Source organism: Aeromicrobium panaciterrae (assembly GCF_031457275.1).
Lineage (GTDB): Bacteria > Actinomycetota > Actinomycetes > Propionibacteriales > Nocardioidaceae > Aeromicrobium > Aeromicrobium panaciterrae_A.
In genome coordinates this window covers 724,724-749,951 of the sequence record NZ_JAVDWH010000001.1, presented here as the reverse complement: position 1 = coordinate 749,951, position 25,228 = coordinate 724,724, and the positions used below count along the sequence as shown (strand labels likewise).

The window sequence follows — 25,228 nt, the reverse complement described above, 5'->3', positions numbered from 1 at the left end:
TCCTTCACCAGTCAGTCACTTCCTCAGGGGACAATACGGCCCATGGCGAGTGAACAGGCGACGAAGGCCGCCGGTGGCGTGGTGTGGCGCAAGCGCCCACCCTCCGGCCGAGTCGAACCGCGCGTCGACCTTTTGCTCATTCACCGTCCGTCGTATGACGACTGGAGCTTCCCCAAAGGGAAGACCGACGACGGCGAATCCCTGCAAGCGACCGCGACGCGTGAGATCGCCGAGGAGACCGGTGCCCGCGTGCGTCTGGGTCATCCTCTGGGCGAGCTCAGCTATCCGGTGGCCGGCGGGCTGAAGTCCGTCACGTACTGGTCGGCTCGTGCCGTGGGCGAAACTGAGCCGTTCGTACCCAACAAAGAAGTCGATGAGATCCGCTGGGTCGGCGTGCGGGAAGCACGAAAACTGCTGACCTACGATCACGATCGCATTCTGCTCAAGTCATTTGTCGATCTGCTCGACAGCAAGGCCCACCGCTCCCGCACCCTGATCGTTCAGCGTCATGGCAAGGCTGCGGCGCGATCAGCGGACATCGACGATCTCGAGCGCCCGCTGACGTCAGTGGGCTCCGAGCAGGCCCAGACACTGGCGCCGATACTCGCCGCTTACGGTGTCGGCCGGGTCATCAGCAGCCCCGCGCTGCGGTGCGCGCAGACCGTGGAGCCGTACGCGCACTCGATCAGTACCTTCATCGAGATCGACGACCGTATCGGCGAGGACACGACGTTCGCCCAGGTGCAGCGATCGGTCGCTGCGACGCTGGATCGCAAACGCCCTGTTGTGCTTTGCACGCACCGGCCGACCTTGCCGTGGATCTTCGAGGCCATCGGCACGGAATCGTATGATCTGGCGCCCGGCGAGGGCGTCGTGATTCACCACCGCAAGGGCACCGTCTTCGCGGTCGAAAAACTCGCCTGAAATACGAGCGACGAGCGTTACGGCACCGTTCACCGTGCGTTCACCTCGGTTCCGACGTCGATACACCTGCGACTTCTAACGTCCGGAGGGTCAAGCAAGAATCCCAGAGAGGGAACCTCCCCGTGAACCGCACATTCCTCCGTAGCTCCGCAACAGCGGCCGCTGCACTCACGATCGCCCTGAGCCTCACGGCCTGTGGCGCCGCAAACGAAGATCCTTCCGAAGGTGGCAGCGACTCGAAGGTCTCTGGCACCCTGAACGCTGGCGGATCCAGCGCCCAGGAAGCCGCTGTGGCCGCCTGGAAGAAGGAATTCCAGACCACGAACCCTGACGTCACCGTCAACTACGACCCGGTTGGTTCGGGTGGTGGCCGCGAGCAGTTCCTCGCTGGTGGCCTCGCACTCGCTGGCTCGGACGCTTACCTCGATGACGAAGAGCTCGCCACTGCCAAGGAAACTTGCAAGGGCGACATCGTTGAGGTTCCTGTCTACGTGAGCCCCATCGCTGTCATCTACAACCTTGATGGCGTTGACAAGCTCAACCTGTCGGCCAAGACGATCGGCTCCATCTTCGAAGGCAAGATCACGAAGTGGAACGACCCGGCCATCACCGCTGACAACCCGGATGCAGATCTTCCGGACAGCGACATCACGGCCGTCCACCGCTCGGATGACTCGGGCACGACCAAGAACTTCACTGACTACCTCGACAAGGCTTCCGATGGCGGCTGGACCGGTGGAGTCGTGGAGACATGGCCCGTCAAGGGTGGCGAGGCAGCCGAAGGCACCTCGGGCGTTGTAGCAGCCGTCACCGGCGGTCAGGGCACGATCGGCTACGCCGACGAGAGCCAGGCCGGCGACCTCGGCAAGGCCAGCGTCAAGGTGGGCGACGAGTACACCGACCCGACGCCTGAGGCCGCTTCCAAGGTCCTCGACTCGGCAGCTCCGGTTGACGGTCGCGGCGACACCGACATTGCGATCGACATCGACCGCAAGACGGAAGAAGCTGGCGTCTACCCGATCGTCCTCGTGTCCTACCAGATCGCATGCCAGAAGTACGACGATGCAGCTCAGGCTGAACTCGTCAAGGCATGGCTGACCTACGTAGCCAGCGAAGACGGACAGGCAGCCGCTGCCAAGAGTGCCGGTTCGGCACCGCTGAGCAGCGACTTCAGCAGCAAGGTCCAGGCCGCGATCGATACGATCTCCGCAGCCTGATCTAGAGTGCGGCCGTCCGGTCCCGACCGGGCCGGGCGGCCGCACCCACTCTTTCTTGAAAGGCACAACCTGTGACCAGCACGCTGACTCCCAGCAAAGCCCCGGTAGTACGCCGTCTCGGTGACCGGGTCTTCTCTGGCTTGTCGACTGGAGCGGGAGTCTTCATCCTGCTTGTGCTCGCCGGCGTCGCGGTGTTCCTCACCGTCGAAGGCATCCCGGGCATTCTGGCCAATCCCGACGAGGTCAAGAGCGGCAAGGAGTTCCTGCCGTACGTTTGGCCCCTCGTCTTTGGAACCCTCCTCGCTGCGACCCTGGCACTTCTCATGGCAGTGCCGGTCGCAATTGGCGTCGCCTTGTTCATCTCGCACTACTCGCCCCGCCGTCTAGGCGCGACACTCGGCTACTTGATCGACCTGCTCGCCGCCGTGCCCAGCGTTGTCTACGGCTTGTGGGGTATTCAGTTCCTCGCCCCGCACATGGTGCCCCTCTACAAGTGGCTCGGCGACAACCTCAGCTTCATCCCGTTCTTTGAGGGCCCACCCTCTGCCACTGGTCGCACGATCATGACCGCCAGCGTCGTGCTGGCCGTGATGATCCTTCCGATCATGACGGCAATCTGCCGTGAGATCTTCCTGCAGACGCCGCGCCTCCACGAGGAAGCCGCTCTGGCCCTCGGCGCCACGCGCTGGGAGATGACTCGGATGGCGGTCTTCCCCTACGCCCGCTCCGGCATTGTGTCCGCAGCGATGCTCGGCCTGGGTCGCGCGCTAGGCGAGACACTCGCCGTCGCGATGGTCCTCTCGGTCACGGTTGGCACCGTCTCGGCCAACCTCATCAGCAGCACCAACCCAAGCACCATCGCCGCCAACATCGCGCTGAGCTTCAAGGAGGCGAGCGGACTGTCCGTCAACGCCCTGATTGCCAGTGGTCTGGTGTTGTTCGTGATCACCTTCCTCGTCAACTTCGCCGCTCGAGCGATCGTTGAACGCCGGTCCGAGTTCTCCGGAGCCAACTGATGACCACCACGATCAACCCTGTAGACGTCACCGCAGAGCTCCGCGCGGCGCAGTTGCCGACCTGGGCGCCAAAGGGTGTCCTCGCGCTGGCAGCAGTCGCGGGACTCGCCACACACTTCCTCGGTGACAGTGCGCTACTGACAGTCGCCGTCACCTGGTCCATCTGCTACCTCCTGCCCGTGTGGTCGCTGATTGTTGAGGGCACCCGCAAGGCCACCGACCGGTTTGTGACCGTCCTGGTCACATCGGCATTCGCTCTTGCGCTCTTCCCGCTTTTCAGCATCCTGTTCACAGTCGTGAGCAAAGGCACCAAGGTCCTGTCTGCTGAGTTCTTCACCTACTCGATGCGCAACGTGGTCGGCGAAGGCGGAGGCATCTACCAAGCCATGGTTGGCACCCTGCTGATCACCGGTGCAGCCACAGTGATCTCGGTCCCGATCGGCCTGTTCGCCGCGATCTACCTCGTCGAGTACGCAGACGGCAACAGGCTCTCCCGCTGGGTCCGCTTCCTGGTCGACGTCATGACCGGCATCCCCTCGATCGTTGCGGGACTGTTCGCATACGCCCTGTTCGTCCTATTCTTCGGCGAAGGCGTACGGATGGGCATCGGCGGTTCAGTTGCCCTTTCGGTGCTGATGATCCCGGTAGTCGTTCGGTCCTCCGAGGAGATGCTGAAGTTGGTCCCCAACGAACTGCGTGAGGCGTCCTATGCGCTCGGTGTGCCCAAGTGGCGCACCGTCGCGAAGGTCGTGCTCCCCACAGCGCTCGCGGGCATCGTCACCGGAATCACGCTCTCGATCGCGCGAGTTATCGGCGAGACGGCACCGCTGCTGATCATCGCCGGAATCACCGATTCGGTGAACTTCAACTTGTTCGAAGGACGTATGGCCACGTTGCCCGTGTTCACGTTCTCCTCAATCGCCAACCCCGGCATCCCGCCGCAGTTCAGCATCGATCGCGCCTGGGGAGCCGCCCTCGTGCTTCTGCTCATCGTGATGCTCCTCAACTTGATCGCCCGCCTCGTCTCCTACTTCTTCTCGCCCAAGGGCGAGCGCTAACCGCGCGAAAGGACCACTCACATGGCCAAAAGCATTGATGTCGCAGATCTCGACATCTACTACGGCGACTTCCTCGCCGTAGAAGGTGTCACCATCCCGATCCCCGCGCGCTCCGTAACCGCCTTCATCGGTCCGTCGGGCTGCGGCAAATCGACCTTCCTGCGTTCGCTCAACCGCATGCACGAGGTCATCCGTGGCGCACGTGTCGAGGGCAAGGTGCTGGTCGACGGCCAGGATCTCTACGCACCCGACATGGACCCGGTGAACGTACGCCGCATGATCGGCATGGTGTTCCAGCGCCCGAACCCGTTCCCGACGATGTCGATCTACGACAACGTCCTCGCCGGGCAGAAGCTCAACAGCAAGCGCATGAAGAAGGCCGAGTCCGACGACATCGTCGAGCGTTCGCTGCGCAGCGCCGGACTGTGGACTGAGGTCAAGGATCGTCTCGACCGTCCCGGTTCAAGCCTTTCGGGTGGTCAGCAGCAGCGTCTGTGCATCGCCCGCGCGATCTCGGTCGAGCCGGAGATCCTGCTCATGGACGAGCCGTGCTCCGCACTTGACCCGATCTCGACGAGCGTCATCGAGGACCTGATCCACGAGCTCAAGGAGAAGTACACGATCGTGATCGTCACGCACAACATGCAGCAGGCTGCACGAGTGTCGGACGAAACGGCGTTCTTCAACCTGTCAGGTGTCGGCAAGCCCGGACGTTTGATCGAGACAGGTCGTACCGAGGCAATCTTCAGCAACCCACAGGACCCGGCCACTGAGGCCTACATCCAGGGACGGTTTGGCTGAGCCAAGCGAGCTCTGCGAGCGCGCGCGAAGCCAGGTTTGGGGGTCCCCCCACGCATGCTTCGGGCGGGATGACTCCCGACGTAAGTGCGTAGGGGGCGCGTGCCGCGGCGAAGCCGCCAGGAAGGTCGAAACCAGGTGACCGGGTAGTCCCAGCGTGAGTCAGCTCAGTTGCCAGGAATGACGAAGTGCAGCACGAAGTAGCAGAGAGCGCCGACTGAGGCGGCCGCCGGGATCGTGATGATCCAGGCCGTGACGATACTTCTCGCCACTCCCCACCGGACCGCGCTGAAGCGCTTCGTCGCACCGGCACCCATGACGGCTGACGTCATCGTGTGAGTCGTCGAGACGGGCGCGTGCAGCCCGATCGCCATGCCGTACAGCACGACGGCTGCGGTGGTCTCAGCAGCGAATCCACGAGGCGGGTCGAGCGCGATGATGCGGCGGCCCATCGTGCGCATGATACGCATACCGCCGGACATCGTGCCCAGCGAGATCGCACCGGCCGCGGCGAGAATGACCCAGAGTGGGATGTCGTCGCCCGTGTGCTCGCCGCCAGCGATCAGCGCCAGCACGATGACACCCATCGTCTTCTGCGCATCCTGCAGACCGTGACCCAGCGAGAGCGCTGCAGCGGAGACCGTCTGCGACATACGGAATCCGCGGTTGACGGTGTGGGGGTTGGCCTTACGGAAGATCCACATGATCGCGAGCATGATCAGGAATGCTCCACAGAAGCCCATTGCGGGGCTCATCAGCATCGGGATCGCGACCTTGTCGATGACCTTGTCCCAGTCGACGGATACGCCCGCTGCGAGGCCGACGCCGATCAGGCCACCGATGAGCGCATGGGATGACGACGACGGGATGCCGAAATACCAGGTGATGAGGTTCCATACGATGGCGCCGACGAGTGCGCTGAGCACGACCGTCAAGGCGTGATTGGCCGTCAGGCCATCAAATCCGGTGAGAATGTCCTTGATGGTCTTGGCCACCCCGACACCAAGCAATGCTCCGACGAAGTTGAGGATCGCGGCCATCGTCAATGCGATGCGCGGTGTGAGCGCACGCGTCGACACCGAAGTCGCGATGGCGTTCGCGGCGTCGTGGAAGCCGTTCGTGTAGTCGAAGAAGAGCGCTATGGCGACAGTCGTGATCACCAACGCCAGGGTGAGGTCCACGACTCAGGACTCCTTGACGGCGATCTGCTCCACCGTGTTGGCGACGGACTCGAGCGCGTCGATGGCGTGTTCAAGGGAGTCGACGACGTCCTTGAGCTTCAGCACTTCGAGGGACTTGTAGCTGCCACTGAAGAGCTTCGCGACGGCGCGACGGTATGACCGGTCGCCCTGGTTCTCGAGACGGTTGATCTCGATCCAGTACTCGTCGAGGTCCTTCATGGTCCGCAGCTTCGGCATCGCCTCAGCGGTGAGCTGGGTCGCGCGCTGCAACACCTCGACCTGAGGTGCGAAGTCGGACGGCAGATCGCCAAGCTCGTACAAGCCGACCAGGTCGACCGTTTCTTCCATGAAGTCCATGACGTCATCGAGGCTGCTGGCGAGGCGGTAGATGTCCTCGCGGTCGAACGGCGTGATGAACGTGCTGTTGGCGCGCTTCACGATCTTGTGGGTTGTTTCGTCGGCCTGATGCTCAGCTTCACGCATCTGCTCGCCGAGCGCGACCTTGTCAGTGTCCGCATCAAGCATCTGTGCCAGGAGGTTTGCTCCGGTCACGAGATGGGCTGCCATCTCGGAGAACAGATCGTAGAACGATGTCTCAGTTGGTCGAATGCGAAAACGCACGACAAACTCCCGTCAGTGCTGGATAGGGCACGCCCATGCTAGATGCACAACGAACTGGAGTGTCAATCGCGGGTACCACTTTGTCAGCCAGCTTGGGCGATGCCGAGGAGTTCGTCGACTTCTCGCTGCGACAGATGACCTTCTTTGGCAGATGCCGCGATCATGAGTCGACTCGTCAGCTCGATCTCGTCGAGTGCCTGGTCGTCGCGAAGGCGACTGTCCAAGGGCTCTGGCATCCGTGCTCTCCCGGTGATGAGTTGCTCCGTCACGAAACGGCAATCCTATCCGCGATGTAGTTCACGACCGCCTCGTCATCCCCTGAATTCGAGGCTAGTCGTTACAACGTCCCCGCGCAGGACTTTCAAGATTGGACTGGCAGACTTGGGCCGCAGGGCCTTTAGCTCAATTGGCAGAGCAGCGGACTTTTAATCCGCGGGTTGTGGGTTCGAGTCCCACAGGGCCCACGTGAATGCGGTGGACGTCCGGCTGCGCGCCCTTCAGCAGGGCGACTGGCAAGCGGTGCGCCAGATCTACGCTGACGGAATCGCCACGGGCAACGCAACCTTCGAAACCGACGTGCCGCCGGCAGATGTCCTCGATTCGAAGTGGCTGCCCGGACAGCGTTGGGTCGCAGAGTTGAACGGGACGGTCATCGGCTGGGCGTCGATCTCACCCACCTCCGCCCGCGACTGCTACCGGGGAGTCGGCGAGACCTCTGTTTACGTCGACGTCGCCAGCGCCGGTATGGGAGTGGGCTCGGCGCTCGTTCGACATCAGGTGGCAGCTGCCGAGGTCGCCGGACTATGGACGCTCCAGACGTCAATCTTTCCTGAAAACATTGCCAGCCTCGCGATTCATCATGCGGCGGGCTTTCGAGACGTTGGGCGACGCGAGCGAATCGCTCACCTCGACGGGGTCTGGCGCGACACGATCCTTCTGGAACGCCGCGCTGGCTTCTGATCAGGCTTGAAGCGTGTCCGCCAGCGACGGCAAAGCGCCTGGAACGAGCGCGAAGTAGGCCCACCGACCACGCTTCGCACGGGTCAGCAACCCTGCCTCGACAAGAATCTTGAGGTGATGCGACACAGTCGGCTGCGACAGGTCGAGGGGCTCATTCAGGTCGCACACGCAGGCTTCGCCGTCCTGAGTGGCGGCGACCAACGAGAGCAGTTTGAGTCGAGTCGGGTCGCTCATTGCCTTGAACTTGATAGCCAAGGAGGTCGCCTCATCGTCACTCATGACCCCACTCGTGATGGGTGAGCAGCAGGTCGAATCCGTTGTCTCGATGACGGTCAGTGCTGTCGGCATACTCCAATGCTAGCCCATACATTGACATTCTTCGATGTTTGGGTAGAGTCGCATGCATCGACAAACGTGAATGTATGAACCCTCAAGGAACCCTGATGCCTCACCAGATCACCACCGAACTGCCCGTCGTCGTCATCGGCGCCGGACCATCCGGCCTCGCCGCCGCCGCTCATCTCCGCAGCCGGGACGTCGACGTCCTCGTACTCGAGTCCGGTCCAGCTGCAGGTGCCACAGTCAGCCAATGGGGGCACGTGCGCCTGTTCTCTGCCTGGTCCGAGCTCATCGATCCGGCCGCTGAAAAGTTGCTGATCGACGCTGGGTGGACCGCGCCAAGCGCCAAGCGCTACCCGACGGGAGCCGAATGGGTCGCCGACTACCTGCAGCCACTCGCCGAGGCGTTGGGTGACTCGGTGCGCTTTGGCACCAAAGTGACCTCAGTGGCCAAGCAGAGCCGTGATCGACTCGTCAGCTCCGGGCGGGACGAAGCACCGTTCACGATTCATACGAGGACAGTTGACGGCGCTGGCCACATCCAAGCCCGAGCAGTAGTCGACGCGTCGGGGACCTGGACCGGGCCGAACCCACTCGGAGGTGACGGTGTCACGGCAATCGGGGAGGCCGAGGCAGCAGATCGCATCAGCTACCGCATCCCTGACCTCCGGAATGAGTCCGATCGCGCCCGCTACGCCGGAAAGCACGTAGTGGTCGCCGGCACTGGCGCATCCGCCAAAGGTGCGCTGATCGGACTGACCGCCCTGGCCAAGGACGAGCCCGAAACGCGGGTGACCTGGCTCGTACGTCGCGCCACCGTCGGCGCGGCATTCTCCGGCGGCGGTCAGGACGAACTTCCCGAGCGCGGTGCGTTGGGTCAACTTGCACAGGCCGCGGTCACCGAGGGCCCGGTGACGACTCTCAACGGATTCCGCACGGCCGAGATCGGCCACGGCCCGGACGGCCGCCTGCGCATCGAGTCGTTCGACGGCCAGGTCGTCGACGGCATCGATGAGGTCATTGTGCTCACCGGATTCCGACCAGACCTCGACATCTTGTCCGAGATCAGACTGGATCTCGATCCCGTGCTTCAGGCTCCGCGGCAGCTCGCACCACTCATCGATCCGAACGAACACTCCTGTGGCACGGTCTATCCGCACGGCGCCAAGGAGCTCGCTCAGCCCGAGGCCGGCTTCTATCTCGTGGGCATGAAGTCGTACGGCCGCGCCACGTCATTCCTGGCACTCACTGGGTTTGAACAGACTCGGTCCGTAGCTGCGGCAATCGCCGGTGACCACGAGGCGGCCGCTCGGGTCGAACTGACCCTGCCAGAAACGGGCGTTTGCGGAGGCTCCGGCCTGTTCGACGATGACTCCGCAGACGCAGGTGGGTGCTGCGGTACCGCTTCCGAGCCAGAACTCCTCACACTCGGACGCCCAGGCGTTCAGTAGGGACCCCATCGTTAGGGTTTTGCGTATGCGCACCTTCTACCCCGACATCGAACCCTTCGACTCTGGATTGCTCGACGTCGGCGACGGTCAACAGATCTATTACGAGGTGTCGGGGAACCCTGACGGCAAGCCTGCGGTCTATCTCCATGGCGGGCCAGGTGGCGCATCGAGCCCAGATCAGCGGCGTTGCTTCGATCCGTCGAAGTACCGCATCGTTCTGTTCGACCAACGTGGCTGCGGCAACAGCCTGCCGCACACCAGCGCGCCAGATGCCGATCTCAGCGCCATCACGACCTGGCACCTCGTCCAGGATATTGAGACGCTGCGCGAGCACCTCGGCATCGACCGCTGGCTCGTATGCGGCGGATCCTGGGGCTCCGCCCTGGCTCTTGCTTACGCCCAGAAGCATCCGGCCGCTGTGAGCGAGCTCGTGCTGCGTGGCATCTTCACCCTCCGCAGGAGCGAACTCGACTGGTTCTACGAAGGCGGCGCGGCCAACGTCTACCCCGACCTCTGGGAGGGATACATCGCGCCGGTCCCTGAAGTCGAGCGTGGGCATCTCATTGAGGCCTACAGCCGCCTACTCAACAACCCCGACCCCGCGGTCCACGTACCTGCCGCCAAGGCCTGGTCGCGCTGGGAATCGTCGACCATCACGCTTCTCCAAGACACTGAGCTGATCGATCACTTCACCGAAGATGCCTTCGCCGTGGCGTTCGCTCGTATCGAGAACCACTTCTTCATGAACGACGGTTGGTTCACCGACAACCAACTGGTGACCGAATCGGCCAAGCTCAAGGACATTCCTGGCGTGATCATCCAGGGTCGCTACGACATGTGCACGCCAGCGACGACGGCCTGGGATCTACACCGAGCCTGGCCGGAAGCGGAGTTCCGCATGATCCCTGACGCCGGGCACGCGTTCACCGAGCCTGGGATTCTGGACGCGATCATCGAAGCAACAGACCGCTTCGCGAGCTAGCGCGCTGCGTACAACGCTTCGGCTCGAGCCTTCAACGAGGTGGCCACGGAGTCGAAGCCGGCCTTGACCCACTCACCGGTCGTCTCCATAACCAGGTCAGCGAGCTCTCCGACGAAGGTGTCGGTCGTGTAGTACTCGCACGTGTCCGGACCCGTCTCGGCGATGTACTGATCGCGCTGCGCGTGAATCCCCTGCATTTCCTCGCCCGTGTCATAACGCAGGTGATGTGGCGGGTCCACGACGCGAATGAACTCGCGGTTGATGAACGTGGAGTCAGAGCCGTCGACCTGAGGAAGCGTCAGGTCGATCCGATCACCGAGCTCCAGAGTGGTTTCCGCAGCAATTGTGTACGGATTCCACTCTGGATAGCTCGGATAGTCGACCAGCACGTCCCACACGAACGCCGCCGGCGCGTTGATCTGCACCGTCACGGACGTCACGAGATGGGTGGTCATGCCGGCATGTGCTCCCCACCGTTGACATCCAGGGTTGCGCCAGTGACTTCGGACGCGTACTTCGAAAGCAAGTAGAGGATGCCGCCGGCACAGGCTTCATCCGTCGGGATCCGGCCGAGCGGGTTGCGCGACGCGATGTCGTCGTACACCTCCTGCTCAGTGATGCCCTTCTCTTCCGCCGTCATCGTCAGGTAGAACCGGACGCCGGGTCCGTCGAGCCAGCCGAGGATCGCCTGGTTGACGCGGATGCCCTTGCCACCGAGCTCGAGTGCCATGTACTGCGTGGCACAGCCCATTGCCGCCTTCGAGATGGCGTAGCCGCCTTCGCCCTGAAGCGGTACGCGCGTCGACATCGTGCCGACGTTGACGATCGATCCACCATCGGTCATGTGCGGGACGGCAGCACGGGCCATGTTGAGCGATCCGAAAAGGATGATGTCCATCGCACGACGAAGGTTCTTCTCTTCGGTGTCGAGCAGATCCGTGAAGCCGGGGTGACCGTACGCGCTGTTGACCAGTCCGCTGATCTTGCCGTACTTCTCGACAGCCGCAGCCATGACAGCTTCGACCTGATCGGTCTTGCGAACATCGCACTGCACGGCGATCGCGTCGCCTCCCGCTGCCGTGATCTCCTTCAGCGTCGCGTCCATGACGTCGGCGGAGCGCGCCGACATGACGACCTTCGCGCCTTCCTTGGCTGCCCGGATGGCCAGCTTGGCGCCAAGCCCGGCTCCAACACCTGAAATAACGACGACCTCGTCTTTGAGGATCACGGTGCAATCTCCTTCTGATAGAACGCGAAATCTTGCTCCAGCCCGGCTTCGGTGAGTCCGAAGTCCTCGGCTGTGTATGTGTGGGAGCCGTGACGCTGCTCCTCGTTGCGGGCCATGTAGGCCTCCAACGCTTCGCGGTCGGCTGGGAGGCCGAGTTCGCCCATGACTCGTGTTGCTGTGTCGACGGGGTTTTTGACGACTTCGAGGAAGTCGACGTCGATGAACCGTTCGGGTCGCTTGGCACGTACGTCGGAGAACTGCGTCAGAGCCGAGACGAAGCGATCACGCCAGTAGGGGCCGACATCTTTCGGATCGACATCGTTGCTGTACTGGGCGGAGATCGCGCAGACCATCGAGGCGTACGACGGCACAGCCTTGGTCGGCGAACGGTGCGTCATGATGATTTTGCAGCCGGGGAACGTGTCGAGCACGGTGTCGACCGCAGTCAGGTGGTGCGGCGACTTGAGCATCCACGGCTGGCCGTGGCGCTCGGGGCTCTGCCACTGCAGGACCTGCAGCCACTGCTTCAGATCCTGGTAGGCCGGAGCCTGATCGAACTCGCGCAGCCAGAGCCCATAGGTCGGGATCCAGTAGAACGAGTCGAAGCTCATCGAGGTGAACGTGCGGTCCATCAGGATGACGTCCTCTTCAGGACCGTCCCACTCGATCGTGTGGATGTCGCCGAAGTCGGGCGCCATCTCGAGGAACATCTCGTAGCGATCGCGAGCACGCTTCGTACGGATCTCGGCAGCGGGGCTTTCGCCCGGGAACGGCAAGGGGTACGACGTCTCCCACGACAGCGTCGAGGTGACCTCCGGCGACGATGCAAGCAATCGATGCAAGAGCGTCGAACCCGTACGCGGTAGTCCGCAGATCTCCGCGGCGACCGTCACCTCTTCTTCAAGGATCTCGGGGTTCTCGACCTGCAACTGCTTGAGACGCAGTCGATCGGCCAGCGATGCGATGAAGCGACTCTTGGTCAGGGCCAGACCCATCTCGGAGAGCTTGGCCTCGTCGGCCAGTGCCTTGGTCAGCACGGTCAGCGGCTCGACGAACCACTCGTCGCCGTAGTCGCTGAGTCCGGTCTTGACGCGCGCGGCGTCGAGCAGCCCCTGAACATCCAGGGCGGTCGCAGTCTCGGCTGCGGTGGTCATGAAGCCTCCAGATCAATAACAGTGCAGGTGGGGAGCGGGTGCTCACTGGCACCGAGCCAGCGCAGCAGCGCCGTGCCGGTTTCGTGGCCGCACGTGTCGATCCAGTTGCCGTAGCCCGGATCGCGCTCGGCCACAACGATCGTCAGCGTGCCGTCATCGTTGAGCTTGGCGCTGTGCTTGTTGATGGTGATCTTGCGCTCCCAGTCGAGCGATTCCATCCACCAGTTGTCGAGCTGGAAGTTCCAGTAGGGGCACTCGGGGACCTCGGTCTCGATGACCCACGCCTGACCGGGCTTGAGCGTCCAGTAGCCGTGCGCGTAGAAGATCTCGGGGTCGCCGCCAGCCTTCTGAAAGAACTCCTGGCCGAAGTCAGGCATCTCGTTGGGCCGCTCCATGAACATCTCTGTCCAGCCGGCGAACATCGCGGCGGTTCCATGGAGTGAAAACGCAGCCGTCTGGAGCGCCTTGACGAAATGGTCCGGGTTGAGTTCCTTACGCTGGATCGGCTCGCCGACCCGCTCAATCGTCCACTGGCCGGGAACCTCAGTCGCCCGATCCATGTACGTCTGACGCACCACAAGACCGGTCGAGTCCGGCTCGAGCGGCAGCCAGTTCTTGTCGTGCGGTTCGGCGCTGACAATGATCTCCACCGTGCCGTCAGGCTCGATGACGAGGTCCTTGTCGCCAAGCTCACCAGTCGACGCCATGGTGCCGTCGATTGCGTAGCGGTTGGCCTTCGAACCGATACTGAAGTAGTAGATGCTGCCGCGAGTGCCAGTGATCTTGTACGTACGGTCTCCGCGGATGTTGGCCGACAAATAGACGTTGTCCGGGTTGTCGGCGCCGAGCTTGACCCGGTCGAGCTCATGCAGTCGCGGGAAGTCGGGATCGGCGTTCTCGATCGTCGTGTACATCATCTGGCGCAGAAGGCGCGTCAGATAGCGATAGCCCTCCGCCCGATCAAGCGGCGTGGACGGTGCTTTGTCTCGCAGGATGACCTCGCCAGCCTGCTCCAACGCACGGCAAAAATCGGTCCAAGCCTTGCCGGAGACCACCTCCGCGGCACCGTCGCCCATGACACCTCCAAGGTGAAATCTAGAACACGTTCTACCAGTTCCCCGTGTCAAGGACAACCACTCGGTAGAGTTCGGGACCTCATGACCAATGAACTTTCAACAGACTTTGCAGACGCAACTGGTGCCGCCCTCGTCGTCGGCGGCAGTGGTGGTCTGGGTGCTGCGATCGCTGAGATGCTCGCCGCGCGCGGCAGCGACGTAGCGGTGACCTATCGGAGCAACAAGGACGCCGGTGAATCCGTCGCCGCGGCAGCCGCCAAGCACGGCGTACGTACGTCCGCCCACGCTCTCGACGTAACCTCGGCCGAGGCCTGCAGTTCCGTTCTTGCGGAGGTTGCAACGGTTTACGGCGGCATCCACACCCTCGTCTATGCCTCCGGTCCGCACGTTCCGATGGTCCACCTGTCGAAGGTGTCCCCTGCCGACTTCGCCGAGCAACTCACCCAGGACGCGGTTGGCTTCTTCAACGTCGTTCACCCGTCGCTGGCGCGGCTGCGGGAGACCAAGGGGTCGATCGTCGCCGTCACGACGGCAGCAACGGCGCGGTTCCCCGTACGCGATGGGCTCTCGTCAGCGCCAAAGGGTGCCGTCGAACAACTCGTACGCGGGATTGCCGCAGAGGAAGGCCGATTCGGCATTCGCATCAACGCCGTGGGGCCCGGCATGCTGACGGACGGTATGGCCGCACGACTCATCGAATCAGGCGAGCTCGATGACAACGCGCTTGCGATCACCCGCAACAACATCCCGCTCCGGCGCTTCGGCAATGCCGCCGACATCGCCGAAGCCGTGTGCTTCCTGGCGTCGGATCGCGCAGGCTTCATTACCGGACAGAAGCTCGACATCGATGGCGGCTACACCGTCTGATTCCCCGAGCGGTGGCCCACCAGCTCAGCCACAATGAGTACGTGGAAACTTGGGCACAGGTCGACGGCGCTGATCACTTCAGCATGTCTGCACAGCGCATCGTCGATTACCTCAACGCGCACACACCCATGAGCGACTGGTCGGTGTCACGCGTCGCTGGCGGCGAACAGGTCCACGTCCACGTTCACGACGAAGGCCTACTCGAGGTCGGGCAGCGCGTGCCGTGGGACGAAACTTTCTGCATTCGCATGCTGCGCGGCGCATCCCGCTTTGTGATCGATTCCCATGACGACCCCGGCTACGCGGATCACCCTGACGCAGTCGGCATTCGCGCGTATGCCGGATTCCCGATCAAGGACGATGACGGCAGCACGTTCGGCACCTTGTGTGGAGTGGGTGCCGAGCCGATCGCCAGCATCGAATCGGTCGACACCGAGCTCATCGAGCTGATGGGCGAGCTGTTGTCATCTCAGCTCGCGATGTCACGCAGCGCAGACCGCGAACGCCGAGCGGCGGAGATCGCGGAGGCCCTCGCCCAACGGGATGCCCTCACCGGCCTCACCAACCGCCGCGGCTGGGACATGTTCGTCGCGGATGCTCAGCAGCGGGTCGACGCCTATGCCGATCCCATCGCTGTAGCCGTGATCGATCTCGACGGGCTCAAGGCGCTCAACGACAAGCGAGGGCACACGGCTGGTGACGAGCTCATCCGACGAGCGGCCAACGCATTGACGGCGGTCGCTGGTTCGGGCGATCGGATCGCTCGCTATGGCGGTGACGAGTTCGCAGTGCTGTCCAACAATGTCGCGGTCGATGAGCTGCCCGTCCATTTCGGGATCTTCATGGATGCGATGGCGGGTCACGATGTCCAGGCGTCCATGGGGTTCGCCTCGACCGGCCCCGGAGAAAGCGTCGTGGCCACGTTCGCGAAGGCAGATGCCGACATGTATGCCAACAAGCAAGCGCGGTCGGTCAGCCGCTAGTCACTGAGGCGCGTAGTCGTCCGACACCTCGAGGTCGCCACGCAGGATGCAGAACTCGTTGCCCTCAGGATCTTTGAGCGTCATCCAACCGCGCCCGTCAGGTAAACGGTGATCCTCAAATTCAGTTGCGCCAAGAGCCAGGACTCGCGCGATCTCCTCGTCTCGGGTGACATCGATTGGGCGGAGATCGAAGTGCAGACGGTTCTTGATCTCCTTCGTTTCGGGCACTTCGATGAACAGCACCCGTTGGCGGCCATCGGCCGAGAAGATCATGCATTCCTCGTGACCAGGCAGGTTGGGATCGGCCGGATCTTCGCTCATGTCGAGCACTTTGGCCCACCACGCGGACTGCTCGTACGCATTCCGCGAGTCGACGGTCGTATGAGAGATACGCGAGGTCATGGCTCCACGGTTGCACAGTCGCCCGTACCGCCTCAAGGAGCAATCTGAGCGGTAGCGTGATCCCCATGACCGCTTTGAAGAGTCCGTGGATCATCGCTTTCGGCGTGATGACCGTGGTCCACCTCGTACTCAACGGTGCCGAGGCTGACCCCTGGGACAGCATCTCCAAATGCGTGCTCGCTCCCCTGCTCGTCGCCTGGGTGATCGAGCAAAAGGGTCCGCGACTGCTGGCTGCCGCATTGGTGTTCTGCTTCTTCGGCGACCTCTTCCTTGAGTTCGAGGACCTGTTCATCGTCGGCATGGCGGCGTTCGCACTCGGCCACATCTGCTTCATCCGGTTCTTCATCTCCCGCGGCGCGATGGGACAGCTCAAGCGCAAACCGTGGATCCTCGCGATCTACACCGTCGCGGGCATCGCGATGATTGCATACGCCTGGAGCGGACTGGAGGACGGGCTCAAACCGGTCGTACCGATCTATGCCGCGCTTCTCGTCGGCACCGCCGCCACCTCGATGGCAACGGATGTTCGAGCAGGTATCGGCGGCCTGCTGTTCCTGCTGTCCGACGGGATCATCCTGCTCGGAGAGGCCGATCGCATCGACAAGGACGCGGTTGCAAGCGGGCTCGCGATCATGGCCCTCTACATTGCGTCAATCTTCTTCCTCACCTCCGGCGTCCTGAACCGCGAGAAGGCAACGATTGCGGCCGGACCCGGCTTCGATCCGACCATCCGCACAGACTGTTGGCCGGTCTTCCCCGACGCCAAGTCCTAGATGACCTACCGGGTCGTCAATCGCATCTTCGCGACGCTGTTCACGGTGATGGGTTACCGGTTCGACGTACGCGGTGCTGAACACATACCGGCGACTGGCGCCGGGGTCATCGCGGGAAACCACATCGGCTTCCTCGATTTCACGTTCATCGGGTACGCCGCCCGCGATCGCGATCGACTGGTCCGATTCATGGCCAAGCGGTCAGTGTTCGAGTCCCGCCTCGCGGGGTGGTTGATGCGCAAGATGCGCCACATCCCGGTGGATCGACGCGAAGGTTGGCGCGCCTACCGTCAAGGTCTGCGGCTGATCGACGAGGGCGAACTGGTGGGCGTGTTCCCGGAGGCGACGATCAGCCGGTCCTGGCTGCTCAAGCCGTTCAAACGAGGTGCCGCGGGACTGGCGGTGCACGGCCAAGTGCCCATCATTCCCGTCGTCGTATGGGGAGGTCACCGCATCCTCACCGTCGACGGTCACCGATCGCTGCGGAGGCGTATGCCGGTCACGGTCAGCGTCGGCGAGGCGCTCACACCCGGCGAGGGCGAGTCGATCGACGAGCTTTCGGCTCGGCTGCACATCGCTATGGAGGCGCTTCTCGACGAAGCCATAGACACCTATCCGGCCAAGCCACGCAACGATGCAGACCGTTGGTGGATGCCGTATGACCGTGGCGGGAGTGCGCCAGACCCCGAGACGGCGGCCATCCTCGATCGCGAAGCAGTTGCACGTATCGGCGATACGTTTGAGTAATGACCTTCGATGAGACCACGCCGGTGACGGTCGGCGAGATGACGTTCGACGTACGGTTCGACGGGCCCGAGGACGGCACGCCCGTCATGTTGCTGCATGGATTCCCAGAGACCTCGCTGTCGTGGTCGGCCATCACGCCGCTGCTCGTCGCATCCGGGCTGCGGGTCATTGCGCCCAATCAGCGCGGCTATTCGCCAGGCGCGCGGCCACTCGAGGTCGCCGACTACGCCACCGACGTGCTCGCTGACGACGTCGTCGCGATCGCTGACGCGCTGGGCCTCGGAACGTTCCATCTCGTCGGTCACGACTGGGGTGGCGCAGTGGCTTGGGTGGCCGCGGCCAACCACGGCGACCGGCTGGAGTCGCTGACGGCGGTATCCGTTCCACACCTTGCGGCGTATGGTGCAGCTCTCGTCGGCGATCCGGACCAGCAGCAGCGTGCGTCGTACATCGGCCTGCTCCGCCAGGAGGGCAAGGCCGAACATCTCCTCCTCGAGAACGACGGCGAGCGCCTGTTCGCGATGTACGGCGATGCCGTGCCTGCCGATCAAGCCTCCGGCTACGTCGCTCATCTCTCCGAGCCGGGAGCCCTGACCGCGGCACTCAATTGGTACCGGGCGATGGGTGCCGATCTCGCCTCGCTGCCGGCAGTGACCGTCCCGACGACGTACGTGTGGAGCGATCAGGACCTGGCGATCGGTCGCGTACCGGCCGAGCAGTGCGCTGAGTTCGTCGATGCGGACTACCGGTTCATCGAGCTCAACGGCATGACCCACTGGATCCCCGAACAATCGCCCGATGTGCTCGCTGCCGCAATCATCGCCCGCGTCCAGGGTTGACCCTCTAGGTTGTCTGACGTGACTCAGCCGCCAGAGAACCAGCAACCGGACCCCAGCTACCCGACGTACCCGAGCTATCCGGGGGCCCCGCCGGAGGGCGGATTCCCGCCACCGCCGCCCCAGTACGGCGCCTACCCACCGCCTCCCGGTCAGTACGGCTACCCGACCGGTCAGGTCCGCTTTGCCAGTTGGCTCGAACGATTCGGTGCGTTGATCCTCGACTCCCTTCCGGGAGTGGCGATTAGCTTCGCCGCAGCAGCGATCTTCGGCGAACCGTTCACCGTGACGGTGGACAGCGCAGATCAGCTGCACTTCGAGTCCGACAGCACCGCAATCCTCGCAAGCTATGGCCTCGGGTTTCTGTGGATCATCTTCAACTCGATCTACCTGCAGGGCACGACCGGTCAAACAATTGGCAAGAAGGTGCTCGGAATCGCCGTCTACCGTGCCGGCACGAATCAGCCAACCGGCTACGGCCTTGCCATTGGGCGCTACTTCGCCCGGTTCCTCGACCTGCTTCCCTGCTACCTCGGTGTGCTGTGGCCACTGTGGGACAACGAGAAGCGCACGTTCGCCGACATGATCTGCGGCACCCGGGTCTACAAGATCAACTGATCACTCGGCCGAGCGGTTGGTCAGGGCTGAAGCCAGTGGCCAACCGTTCGGGTCATCGAGAGTGCGGCCGACGGTGCGGGCGTACGAGTTCCAGTCCTCGACGCGATCGGCGTACCAAGAGCGCTGACGCTGCATGAGCTCGACGAGGCTGCTCGCGGCAACGTGCGGGTGCCGAAAGCCGATCTCGTAGGCAACACCCCTCGCTGCCTTGGCGTCAGCTGCAGCGTCATGCGCGTTGTCGAGGGACACCGAGTAGTAGGCCGCGACATCGGTGAGCTTGCGTGACCCGAGCGTCCCTCGCTGGATGCCCCAGTCGATGACGTACGGATCGACCACGAGGAGTCGGTCCCAGTCGGGCTGGGTGACGCCCCACCGCGTCGCTTCCGCGTGAAGCATCGACAGGTCGTAGGCGGCGTTGAAAACCACGAGGCCGATGCCCCTGTCGATCAGCGACTGAACCCACTCGGCGACGATCGCGATGCCAACTGCCGGAGCTGGAGCGTCAGCGAGGAGTACGTCGGTGATGCCGTGGACCTCAGCCGATGAAGCGGGGATCGGCATGCCGGGGTTGATCAGCCCGTTGATGTCTGGACCTCGGTCGGCGATCAGCGCATAGCTGAGGACCCGATCGTTGAGCGGGTCGATACCTGTCGTCTCGAAGTCGAGTGAAGCGAGTGCGACCTGGTGCCAGCCGTCATGGTCTCCGCGCGGAGGTGGCTTGGGTTTGCCGTCGGGCGTCAGGCGCTTGATGACGATCGCCGCCGCGACTCCTGCGGCAATGCCGACTGCTGCGACGCCCACTGCTGCAAACCTGTTGATGCGCACCTGACCTCCTGACCTCAACGGTACTGAGCCGGCCGGACATTCACTGGGAGGCTGCGTCGACCAGACTTCTGAAGAGCCCGGCGTCCTCCCGCGTTTCGGGGTGCCATTGCACCGCAAGCCAGAACGGCCGGTCCTGACGCTCAATCGCCTCGAGCGTGCCGTCGGCGGCATGGGCCGATGCGATGAATCCGGGGTGTTCGCGTACGCCTTGGTGGTGGTGGCAGGAGACCACGCCCAGCTCTCCGATTGCACCGGCCAGCTTCGTACCGGGCACGACATCGACCGCGATCTCGCCGTACTCGTCCCCGCCGGGCGAGTGTCGTTCGTCGCCGACTGCGTCGGGCACATGCTGGACGAGCGATCCGCCGCCGTGCACCGCCATCAGCTGCATGCCTCGGCAGATGCCGAGCACCGGCAGCCGGGCCTCCCAAGCGGCGTCGAGCAGCGCAAGCTCCCAGGTGTCCCTGTCGGGACGCCAACCTTCGGTGCGCTCGTGCGGCTCGGCTCCGTACTGCCACGGATCAACATCTGCACCACCAGCGATGACGAGGCCGTCTAGGCGTCCCACCAGGGCCAATGCCGCGTCGGCATCGGATGGCGGCAGGAGTACGGCGACTCCGCCCGCTGCCTCGATCGTCTGCGCGTAGACCGCGTGCAACACGTCAGCCTTCTCGTCCCACACTCCCCACCGGGACTGCTCCCGGTACGTCGTGACTCCAATCAGTGGCTTCACAGCGGCGTGACGTATGCCCCGGAGATGCCGCCATCGACGAGGAACGTCGAGGCGGTGATGAACGAGGACTCATCCGAAGCCAGGAACAGCACAGCGTTCGCCATCTCCTCAGGTTCGGCGAAGCGGCCAACCGGTACGTGGACCAGTCGACGTGCGGCTCGTTCAGGATCGCTGGCGAACAGTTCCTGGAGCAGCGGGGTGTTGACCGGGCCCGGGCACAGGGCGTTGACGCGTACGCCTTCACGGGCGAACTGCACGCCGAGCTCACGCGACATCGACAGCACGCCACCCTTGGATGCCGAGTAGGAGATCTGCGAGGTGGCCGCACCCATCACCGCGACGAAGGACGCCGTGTTGATGATCGAGCCCTTCTTCTGCTCAAGCATGTAGGGCAGCGCGGCCTTGCAGCAGAGATAGACGCTGGTCAGGTTGACGTCCTGTACGCGCTTCCACGCCTCGAGGTCGGTGTCGAGGATCGAGTCGTCCTCCGGAGGACTGATGCCCGCGTTGTTGAAAGCGATGTCGACCGAGCCGTACGTGTCCTTCGCGGTCTTGAAGAGCGCGTCGACCTGATCCTTGTCGGTGACGTCGACGTGTACGTACGTGCCACCAAGCTCTTCGGCAATGCCGGGTCCCTTGGCGTCGTCGAGGTCGCCAATCACCACGTTGGCGCCTTCCTCGGCGAAGCGTCGAGCGGTCGCCAGGCCGATGCCCGAGCAACCTCCCGTGACGACTGCTGTCTTGCCTTCGATGCGTCCTGCCATGTTCTGAGTCCTTCTAGTCGTTGGAGAGGTCTAGTCGTTTGAAAAGAAGACGTTCTTCACGTCGGTGAACGAATGTGGTGCGTCGGGTCCGAGCTCGCGGCCGAGGCCCGACTGCTTGAAACCACCAAACGGTGTCCAGTAGCGCACCGAGGAGTGCGAATTGACGCTGAGGTTGCCGGCCTCGACACCACGCGAGACCCTCAGCGCGCGACCGAGGTCGTGAGTGAAGATCGAACCCGAAAGGCCGAACTCTGTGTCGTTGGCAAGGCGGATCGCTTCTTCTTCGGAGTCGAACGGCATCACCGCGACGACGGGACCGAAGACCTCTTCACGCCAGATCCGCTGTTGCGTGTCACCCGCGAGTACGACCGTCGGCGCGAACCAGAAGCCGGGCCCGTCGGGAACGGAGCCGCTGAATGCAACCTCCACCTCGTCGACGAAGCCCTGAACGGTCGTCTTCTGCGCAGCCGAGATGAGCGGGCCCATCTCGCTCGTCCGGTCGGACGGGTCGAGCACCTTGACGCCCTTGACTGCCGGCTCCAGCAGCGAGACAAACTCGTCGTATGCGGACCGCTCGACCAAGATCCGCGATCGTGCGCAGCAGTCCTGCCCGGCATTGTCGAAGACCGCCGACGGTGCGGAGGCCGCCGCTTTGGCCAGGTCGGCGTCTGCGAAGACGATGTTGGCGCTTTTGCCCCCCAGCTCGAGCGTCACGCGCTTAACCTGGTCGGCAGCGCCGGCCATGATCTTCTTGCCGACTTCTGTCGATCCTGTGAAGCAGACCTTGCGTACGGCCGGGTGCGTCACGAACCGCTCACCGACGACTGAACCCTTGCCCGGAATCACGCTGAAGACACCCTCAGGCAGTCCTGCCTCGAGTCCCAGCTCGCCGAGGCGGATAGCGGTGAGCGGCGTTAGTTCAGCGGGCTTGAGCACGACGGTGTTGCCGGCAGCCAGCGCTGGACCGAATCCCCAGCCCGCGATCGGCATCGGGAAGTTCCAGGGAACGATGATCCCGACGACGCCGAGCGGCTCGTGGAATGTCACGTTGATACCGCCGGCGACTGGAATCTGGTGTCCGGTCAGCCGTTCGGGAGCAGCCGAGTAGTAGTTGAGGACATCGCGTACGTTCCGCGCCTCCCACGTGGCATTGCCCCACGTGTGGCCGGAGTTGCGCACCTCCAGCTCGGCAAGCTCGTCGACGTGTTCGTCGACCAAGCAGGCAAAGCGGCGCAGCAGCGTCGCCCGCTCGCCCGGCGGTAGATCGCGCCAGGCCGGGTAGGCATCCGCAGCCCGCTCGATCACGGCGTCGGTCTCTTCGAGCGTCGCGAGATGGATCTCCGTGACCTGTTCTTCCGTCGCCGGATTGACGACGGTGTACGTACTACTCACTGGCTTCCTTTCCTCTACAAGTTCAGTTTGCGCCCCGACCATGGGCCGAGCGAAGCGAGGCTAAGCGCCCACGCGAAGCGTGGCAGCGACGAAGTCGCTGGGCGGGCGGAGCCCGGCGCGCTACATTCTTTCGAAGCTGCGGCGCAGCTCCCAATCGGTCACAGCGGCGTCATAAGCGGCGAGCTCAACGTCGGCCATGTTGGTGTAGTGCCGGACGACATCGTCGCCAAGCAGCAGACTTGCGAGCTCGGATTGCGCAAACGCGTCGCGAGCTTCGCGCAGGGTCGTCGGAACCTTGGGCTTGTCGGACTCATACGCGTTGCCGGTTTGCTCCGGCTCGAGCTTGAGACCCTTCTCGATGCCATAGAGGCCACCGGCGAGCATGGCGGCGAGCGCGAGATACGGGTTGGTGTCCCCGCCGGGCACCCGGTTCTCGAGGCGTGCGCTCGGACCGTGGCCTACGAGGCGTACGGCGCAGGTGCGGTTGTCGAGTCCCCAGGCGACCGTCGTAGGCGCGAACGAGCCACCAGCGAAACGCTTGTACGAGTTGATGTTGGGCGCATAGAGCAAGGTGAAGTCGCGCATCGTCGCGAGGATGCCAGCGATGAACTGGTCGTACGTGGCGCTCCTCTTGTCCTTCTCCCAGAACACGAGCTCGCCGTCCTTGCCGCGCAGCGACAGGTGGACGTGGCAGGAATTGCCCTCACGCTCGTTGTACTTCGCCATGAACGTCAGTGCCTGTCCATGCTGCGCGGCGATCTCCTTGGCGGCCGTCTTGTAGACCGCATGGTTGTCGGCCGTCACCAGCACCTCGTCATAGAGGAAGCCGATCTCGTGCTGACCAAAGTTGCACTCGCCTTTGGCACCCTCGACGTTCATGCCGGCGTCGTACATCGTGTTGCGGATCTCCCGCAGCAGCGGCTCGACCCGGGTCGTGCCAACGATCGAGTAGTCAACGTTGTACTGGTTGGCGGCGGGCAAGTCCTGGTAGTTGGTACGCCAGGCCTCTTCGTACGTCGTGTTGAACAGGATGAACTCGAGCTCAGTGCCAGCCAGCGCGGTGAAACCGGCGGCGGCTGCCTTGGCGAGCTGGTCCTTGAGGATCGTGCGCGGCGACTGGACGACCGGTTTGTGGTCGAGCCACACCAGGTCGCACTGAACCATCGCAGTGCCCGGCAAATGGCCCAGCAGACGGATCGTGTCGAAGTCGAGAGCGAACTCCATGTCGCCATAGCCCTTGTCCCACGACGACATCTCGTAGCCGTCGACCGTGTTCATGTCGACGTCGACGCTCAGGAGGTAGTTGCAGCCCTCGGTGCCGTCCTCGATGACGTGGTCGACGAAGTAGTGGCCGTGAAGCCGCTTGCCTTGCAATCGACCCTGCATGTCGGTGAACGCGACGATGACGGTGTCGACCTCGCCCTCCGTGATCTTGACGCGGAGTTGCTCGAGCGAGAGGAGCTTCGGGTGTCGTGTCGTCATGCGCACTTCCCTTTCATAACTGGCGCCTTCACATCAGGCCTCGGAGCAGAGCAGCCGTGTCGTCGCAGTGGCTTTCCATGATCCGCCTGGCACGAGCACCGCTGCCGGCGAGAATCGCCTTGGCGATGGCGTCGTGCTGCTGACGCGAGTGATCGATGTTGCGGTCAAGCAGCGGGATCGCGTCGAGCATGTCGTGCAGGCAGATCTGGACGTTGGTGACCGCATCGATCAGCAGCGCGGAGTCCGACAACGATGCGATCGCGAGGTGGAACTGCGAGTCAGCCTGCCGGTGCAGCGCTTTGCTCGACGCGGTGTTGACCTTGTCGAGAGCGGCACGCAGCATCGCCTCCTGCTGGTCGGTGAGCGTCGTCGCTGCAGCAGCCTGCGCGGCACCGGGCTCGACGATGCGACGGAAGTCGAGCGCGTCGAGGAGCTCCTCGCGCGGACGGGCGAGCATGCGTGAACCTGGTTCGCCGGGACGGAAGTCGACGACGGTGCCGCCTCCCCTACCGCGGCGGGTCGTGACCAAGCCGGCCTCGCGAAGGGCAGCGATCGCCTCGCGCAGGGTGGCGCGCGAGACGCCAATACGTTCGGCAAGTTCTCGCTCGGGCGGCAGGGTTGAGCCATCTGCGTAGATTCCGAGACGGATCGACGTGGCGAGTTTTTCGACACAGGACTCGAACGCGTGGTGCCCACGGACCGGTCGGAGGACTGCGTCGGCGAGGGCGTCGTGCTCCAGCAACTGCTCCGTCATCTCGCCTCCTTGCGCTTTAAGGTCTGATTTCGAACCTTATAGTCCGG

General features: G+C 63.5%; 29 protein-coding genes and 1 tRNA gene. 15 read left to right on the top strand and 15 right to left on the bottom strand.

All coding sequences use genetic code 11. From position 1 onward, the window contains the following. The first annotated feature begins 42 nt into the window (after positions 1 to 42). From J2X11_RS03905 to pstB, 5 genes are all read left to right on the top strand, one after another. Positions 43 to 924, top strand: a complete 882-nt coding sequence (locus J2X11_RS03905) for an NUDIX hydrolase (RefSeq protein ID WP_309966935.1) — start codon at positions 43 to 45, stop codon at positions 922 to 924. A gap of 122 nt (positions 925 to 1,046) precedes the next feature. Continuing rightward, complete coding sequence (gene pstS / locus J2X11_RS03900; protein WP_309966934.1) at positions 1,047 to 2,141, top strand: phosphate ABC transporter substrate-binding protein PstS; 1,095 nt, start codon at positions 1,047 to 1,049, stop codon at positions 2,139 to 2,141. A 71-nt stretch (positions 2,142 to 2,212) separates the two neighbouring features. After that, positions 2,213 to 3,157: a phosphate ABC transporter permease subunit PstC gene (pstC, locus tag J2X11_RS03895; protein WP_309966932.1), complete on the top strand. Its 945-nt coding sequence runs from the start codon at positions 2,213 to 2,215 to the stop codon at positions 3,155 to 3,157. Beyond that, positions 3,157 to 4,215, top strand: a complete 1,059-nt coding sequence (pstA, locus tag J2X11_RS03890; RefSeq protein ID WP_309966930.1) for a phosphate ABC transporter permease PstA — start codon at positions 3,157 to 3,159, stop codon at positions 4,213 to 4,215. The genes pstC and pstA overlap by 1 nt, the downstream gene beginning before the upstream one ends. Positions 4,216 to 4,236: 21 nt before the next feature. Then, entirely contained in the window at positions 4,237 to 5,016 is a 780-nt protein-coding gene (gene pstB / locus J2X11_RS03885; protein ID WP_309966928.1) for a phosphate ABC transporter ATP-binding protein PstB, read from the top strand. Positions 5,017 to 5,180: 164 nt separating this feature from the next. Here the strand turns inward: pstB and J2X11_RS03880 are convergent, their stop codons facing one another. The 3 genes from J2X11_RS03880 to J2X11_RS03870 all read right to left on the bottom strand — a co-directional run bounded on the left by J2X11_RS03880 (position 5,181) and on the right by J2X11_RS03870 (position 7,051). After that, positions 5,181 to 6,194, bottom strand: coding sequence for an inorganic phosphate transporter (locus J2X11_RS03880; protein WP_309966926.1), 1,014 nt, complete (start codon positions 6,192 to 6,194; stop codon positions 5,181 to 5,183). A gap of 3 nt (positions 6,195 to 6,197) precedes the next feature. Next, positions 6,198 to 6,815 (bottom strand): DUF47 domain-containing protein, encoded by a 618-nt coding sequence (locus tag J2X11_RS03875; protein ID WP_309966923.1) that lies wholly within the window; start codon positions 6,813 to 6,815, stop codon positions 6,198 to 6,200. Between the two features lie 83 nt (positions 6,816 to 6,898). Next, a complete protein-coding gene (locus J2X11_RS03870; RefSeq protein WP_309966921.1) occupies positions 6,899 to 7,051 on the bottom strand; it encodes a hypothetical protein in 153 nt (50 codons plus the stop codon). 155 nt (positions 7,052 to 7,206) lie between these two features. Here J2X11_RS03870 and J2X11_RS03865 point away from each other — a divergent pair. Together J2X11_RS03865 and J2X11_RS03860 are read left to right on the top strand one after the other, a co-directional pair. Beyond that, a tRNA-Lys gene (locus tag J2X11_RS03865) sits at positions 7,207 to 7,279 on the top strand. Between the two features lie 10 nt (positions 7,280 to 7,289). Beyond that, positions 7,290 to 7,775 (top strand): GNAT family N-acetyltransferase, encoded by a 486-nt coding sequence (locus J2X11_RS03860; RefSeq protein WP_309966919.1) that lies wholly within the window; start codon positions 7,290 to 7,292, stop codon positions 7,773 to 7,775. Here J2X11_RS03860 and J2X11_RS03855 read toward each other — a convergent pair whose 3' ends face one another. After that, positions 7,776 to 8,123 carry an ArsR/SmtB family transcription factor gene (locus tag J2X11_RS03855; protein ID WP_309966918.1) on the bottom strand — a complete coding sequence of 116 codons (348 nt, stop codon included), beginning with the start codon at positions 8,121 to 8,123 and terminating at the stop codon, positions 7,776 to 7,778. Positions 8,124 to 8,218: 95 nt separating this feature from the next. Here J2X11_RS03855 and J2X11_RS03850 point away from each other — a divergent pair, with 95 nt between their 5' ends. Together J2X11_RS03850 and pip are read left to right on the top strand one after the other, a co-directional pair. Beyond that, positions 8,219 to 9,565, top strand: coding sequence for an FAD-dependent oxidoreductase (locus tag J2X11_RS03850; RefSeq protein WP_309966915.1), 1,347 nt, complete (start codon positions 8,219 to 8,221; stop codon positions 9,563 to 9,565). A 25-nt stretch (positions 9,566 to 9,590) separates the two neighbouring features. Continuing rightward, positions 9,591 to 10,547, top strand: coding sequence for a prolyl aminopeptidase (gene pip / locus J2X11_RS03845; protein ID WP_309966912.1), 957 nt, complete (start codon positions 9,591 to 9,593; stop codon positions 10,545 to 10,547). Here pip and J2X11_RS03840 read toward each other — a convergent pair. From J2X11_RS03840 to J2X11_RS03825, 4 genes are read right to left on the bottom strand one after another with little or no spacing between them, the layout of a single operon-like run. Continuing rightward, positions 10,544 to 11,002 (bottom strand): SRPBCC domain-containing protein, encoded by a 459-nt coding sequence (locus J2X11_RS03840; RefSeq protein ID WP_309966910.1) that lies wholly within the window; start codon positions 11,000 to 11,002, stop codon positions 10,544 to 10,546. The genes pip and J2X11_RS03840 overlap by 4 nt on opposite strands. Beyond that, positions 10,999 to 11,775 (bottom strand): SDR family oxidoreductase, encoded by a 777-nt coding sequence (locus J2X11_RS03835; RefSeq protein WP_309966908.1) that lies wholly within the window; start codon positions 11,773 to 11,775, stop codon positions 10,999 to 11,001. The genes J2X11_RS03840 and J2X11_RS03835 overlap by 4 nt, the downstream gene beginning before the upstream one ends. Continuing rightward, positions 11,772 to 12,929, bottom strand: a complete 1,158-nt coding sequence (locus tag J2X11_RS03830; RefSeq protein ID WP_309966906.1) for a sulfotransferase family protein — start codon at positions 12,927 to 12,929, stop codon at positions 11,772 to 11,774. The genes J2X11_RS03835 and J2X11_RS03830 overlap by 4 nt, the downstream gene beginning before the upstream one ends. Beyond that, positions 12,926 to 14,005, bottom strand: coding sequence for a DUF1214 domain-containing protein (locus J2X11_RS03825; RefSeq protein WP_309966904.1), 1,080 nt, complete (start codon positions 14,003 to 14,005; stop codon positions 12,926 to 12,928). The genes J2X11_RS03830 and J2X11_RS03825 overlap by 4 nt, the downstream gene beginning before the upstream one ends. Positions 14,006 to 14,086: 81 nt before the next feature. On the opposite strand from J2X11_RS03825, the gene J2X11_RS03820 reads away from it, so the two are divergent. Both J2X11_RS03820 and J2X11_RS03815 read left to right on the top strand, forming a co-directional pair. Then, a complete protein-coding gene (locus J2X11_RS03820) occupies positions 14,087 to 14,872 on the top strand; it encodes an SDR family NAD(P)-dependent oxidoreductase (RefSeq protein ID WP_309966902.1) in 786 nt (261 codons plus the stop codon). 41 nt (positions 14,873 to 14,913) lie between these two features. Beyond that, positions 14,914 to 15,855, top strand: coding sequence for a sensor domain-containing diguanylate cyclase (locus J2X11_RS03815; protein WP_309966900.1), 942 nt, complete (start codon positions 14,914 to 14,916; stop codon positions 15,853 to 15,855). Here the strand turns inward: J2X11_RS03815 and J2X11_RS03810 are convergent, their stop codons facing one another. Beyond that, on the bottom strand, positions 15,856 to 16,257 hold the full coding sequence (locus J2X11_RS03810; RefSeq protein ID WP_309966897.1) for a VOC family protein: 402 nt from the start codon (positions 16,255 to 16,257) through the stop codon (positions 15,856 to 15,858). Positions 16,258 to 16,322: 65 nt separating this feature from the next. On the opposite strand from J2X11_RS03810, the gene J2X11_RS03805 reads away from it, so the two are divergent. The 4 genes from J2X11_RS03805 to J2X11_RS03790 are packed head-to-tail and all read left to right on the top strand — an operon-like array spanning position 16,323 to position 19,231. Next, positions 16,323 to 17,030, top strand: coding sequence for a lysoplasmalogenase (locus J2X11_RS03805; protein WP_309966895.1), 708 nt, complete (start codon positions 16,323 to 16,325; stop codon positions 17,028 to 17,030). Further along, positions 17,031 to 17,777: a lysophospholipid acyltransferase family protein gene (locus J2X11_RS03800; RefSeq protein WP_309966893.1), complete on the top strand. Its 747-nt coding sequence runs from the start codon at positions 17,031 to 17,033 to the stop codon at positions 17,775 to 17,777. Next, positions 17,777 to 18,616, top strand: coding sequence for an alpha/beta fold hydrolase (locus J2X11_RS03795; RefSeq protein ID WP_309966891.1), 840 nt, complete (start codon positions 17,777 to 17,779; stop codon positions 18,614 to 18,616). Before J2X11_RS03800 ends, J2X11_RS03795 begins: the two co-directional genes overlap by 1 nt. A gap of 18 nt (positions 18,617 to 18,634) precedes the next feature. Next, the gene (locus J2X11_RS03790) at positions 18,635 to 19,231 is read left to right on the top strand and encodes an RDD family protein (RefSeq protein ID WP_309966888.1); all 597 of its coding nucleotides are present in this window, start codon (positions 18,635 to 18,637) and stop codon (positions 19,229 to 19,231) included. Here the strand turns inward: J2X11_RS03790 and J2X11_RS03785 are convergent, their stop codons facing one another. The 6 genes from J2X11_RS03785 to J2X11_RS03760 all read right to left on the bottom strand — a co-directional run bounded on the left by J2X11_RS03785 (position 19,232) and on the right by J2X11_RS03760 (position 25,181). After that, the gene (locus J2X11_RS03785; RefSeq protein WP_309966886.1) at positions 19,232 to 20,056 is read right to left on the bottom strand and encodes an exonuclease domain-containing protein; all 825 of its coding nucleotides are present in this window, start codon (positions 20,054 to 20,056) and stop codon (positions 19,232 to 19,234) included. Positions 20,057 to 20,096: 40 nt separating this feature from the next. Next, positions 20,097 to 20,789: a gamma-glutamyl-gamma-aminobutyrate hydrolase family protein gene (locus tag J2X11_RS03780; RefSeq protein WP_309966884.1), complete on the bottom strand. Its 693-nt coding sequence runs from the start codon at positions 20,787 to 20,789 to the stop codon at positions 20,097 to 20,099. After that, on the bottom strand, positions 20,786 to 21,553 hold the full coding sequence (locus J2X11_RS03775) for a 3-oxoacyl-ACP reductase (protein WP_309966882.1): 768 nt from the start codon (positions 21,551 to 21,553) through the stop codon (positions 20,786 to 20,788). The genes J2X11_RS03780 and J2X11_RS03775 overlap by 4 nt, the downstream gene beginning before the upstream one ends. Before the next feature lie 30 nt (positions 21,554 to 21,583). Beyond that, positions 21,584 to 22,945 (bottom strand): aldehyde dehydrogenase family protein, encoded by a 1,362-nt coding sequence (locus tag J2X11_RS03770; RefSeq protein ID WP_309966879.1) that lies wholly within the window; start codon positions 22,943 to 22,945, stop codon positions 21,584 to 21,586. A gap of 120 nt (positions 22,946 to 23,065) precedes the next feature. Beyond that, complete coding sequence (locus J2X11_RS03765) at positions 23,066 to 24,427, bottom strand: glutamine synthetase family protein (RefSeq protein WP_309966877.1); 1,362 nt, start codon at positions 24,425 to 24,427, stop codon at positions 23,066 to 23,068. Between the two features lie 28 nt (positions 24,428 to 24,455). Beyond that, on the bottom strand, positions 24,456 to 25,181 hold the full coding sequence (locus tag J2X11_RS03760; RefSeq protein ID WP_309966875.1) for a FadR/GntR family transcriptional regulator: 726 nt from the start codon (positions 25,179 to 25,181) through the stop codon (positions 24,456 to 24,458). Between the last annotated feature and the right edge of the window lie 47 nt (positions 25,182 to 25,228).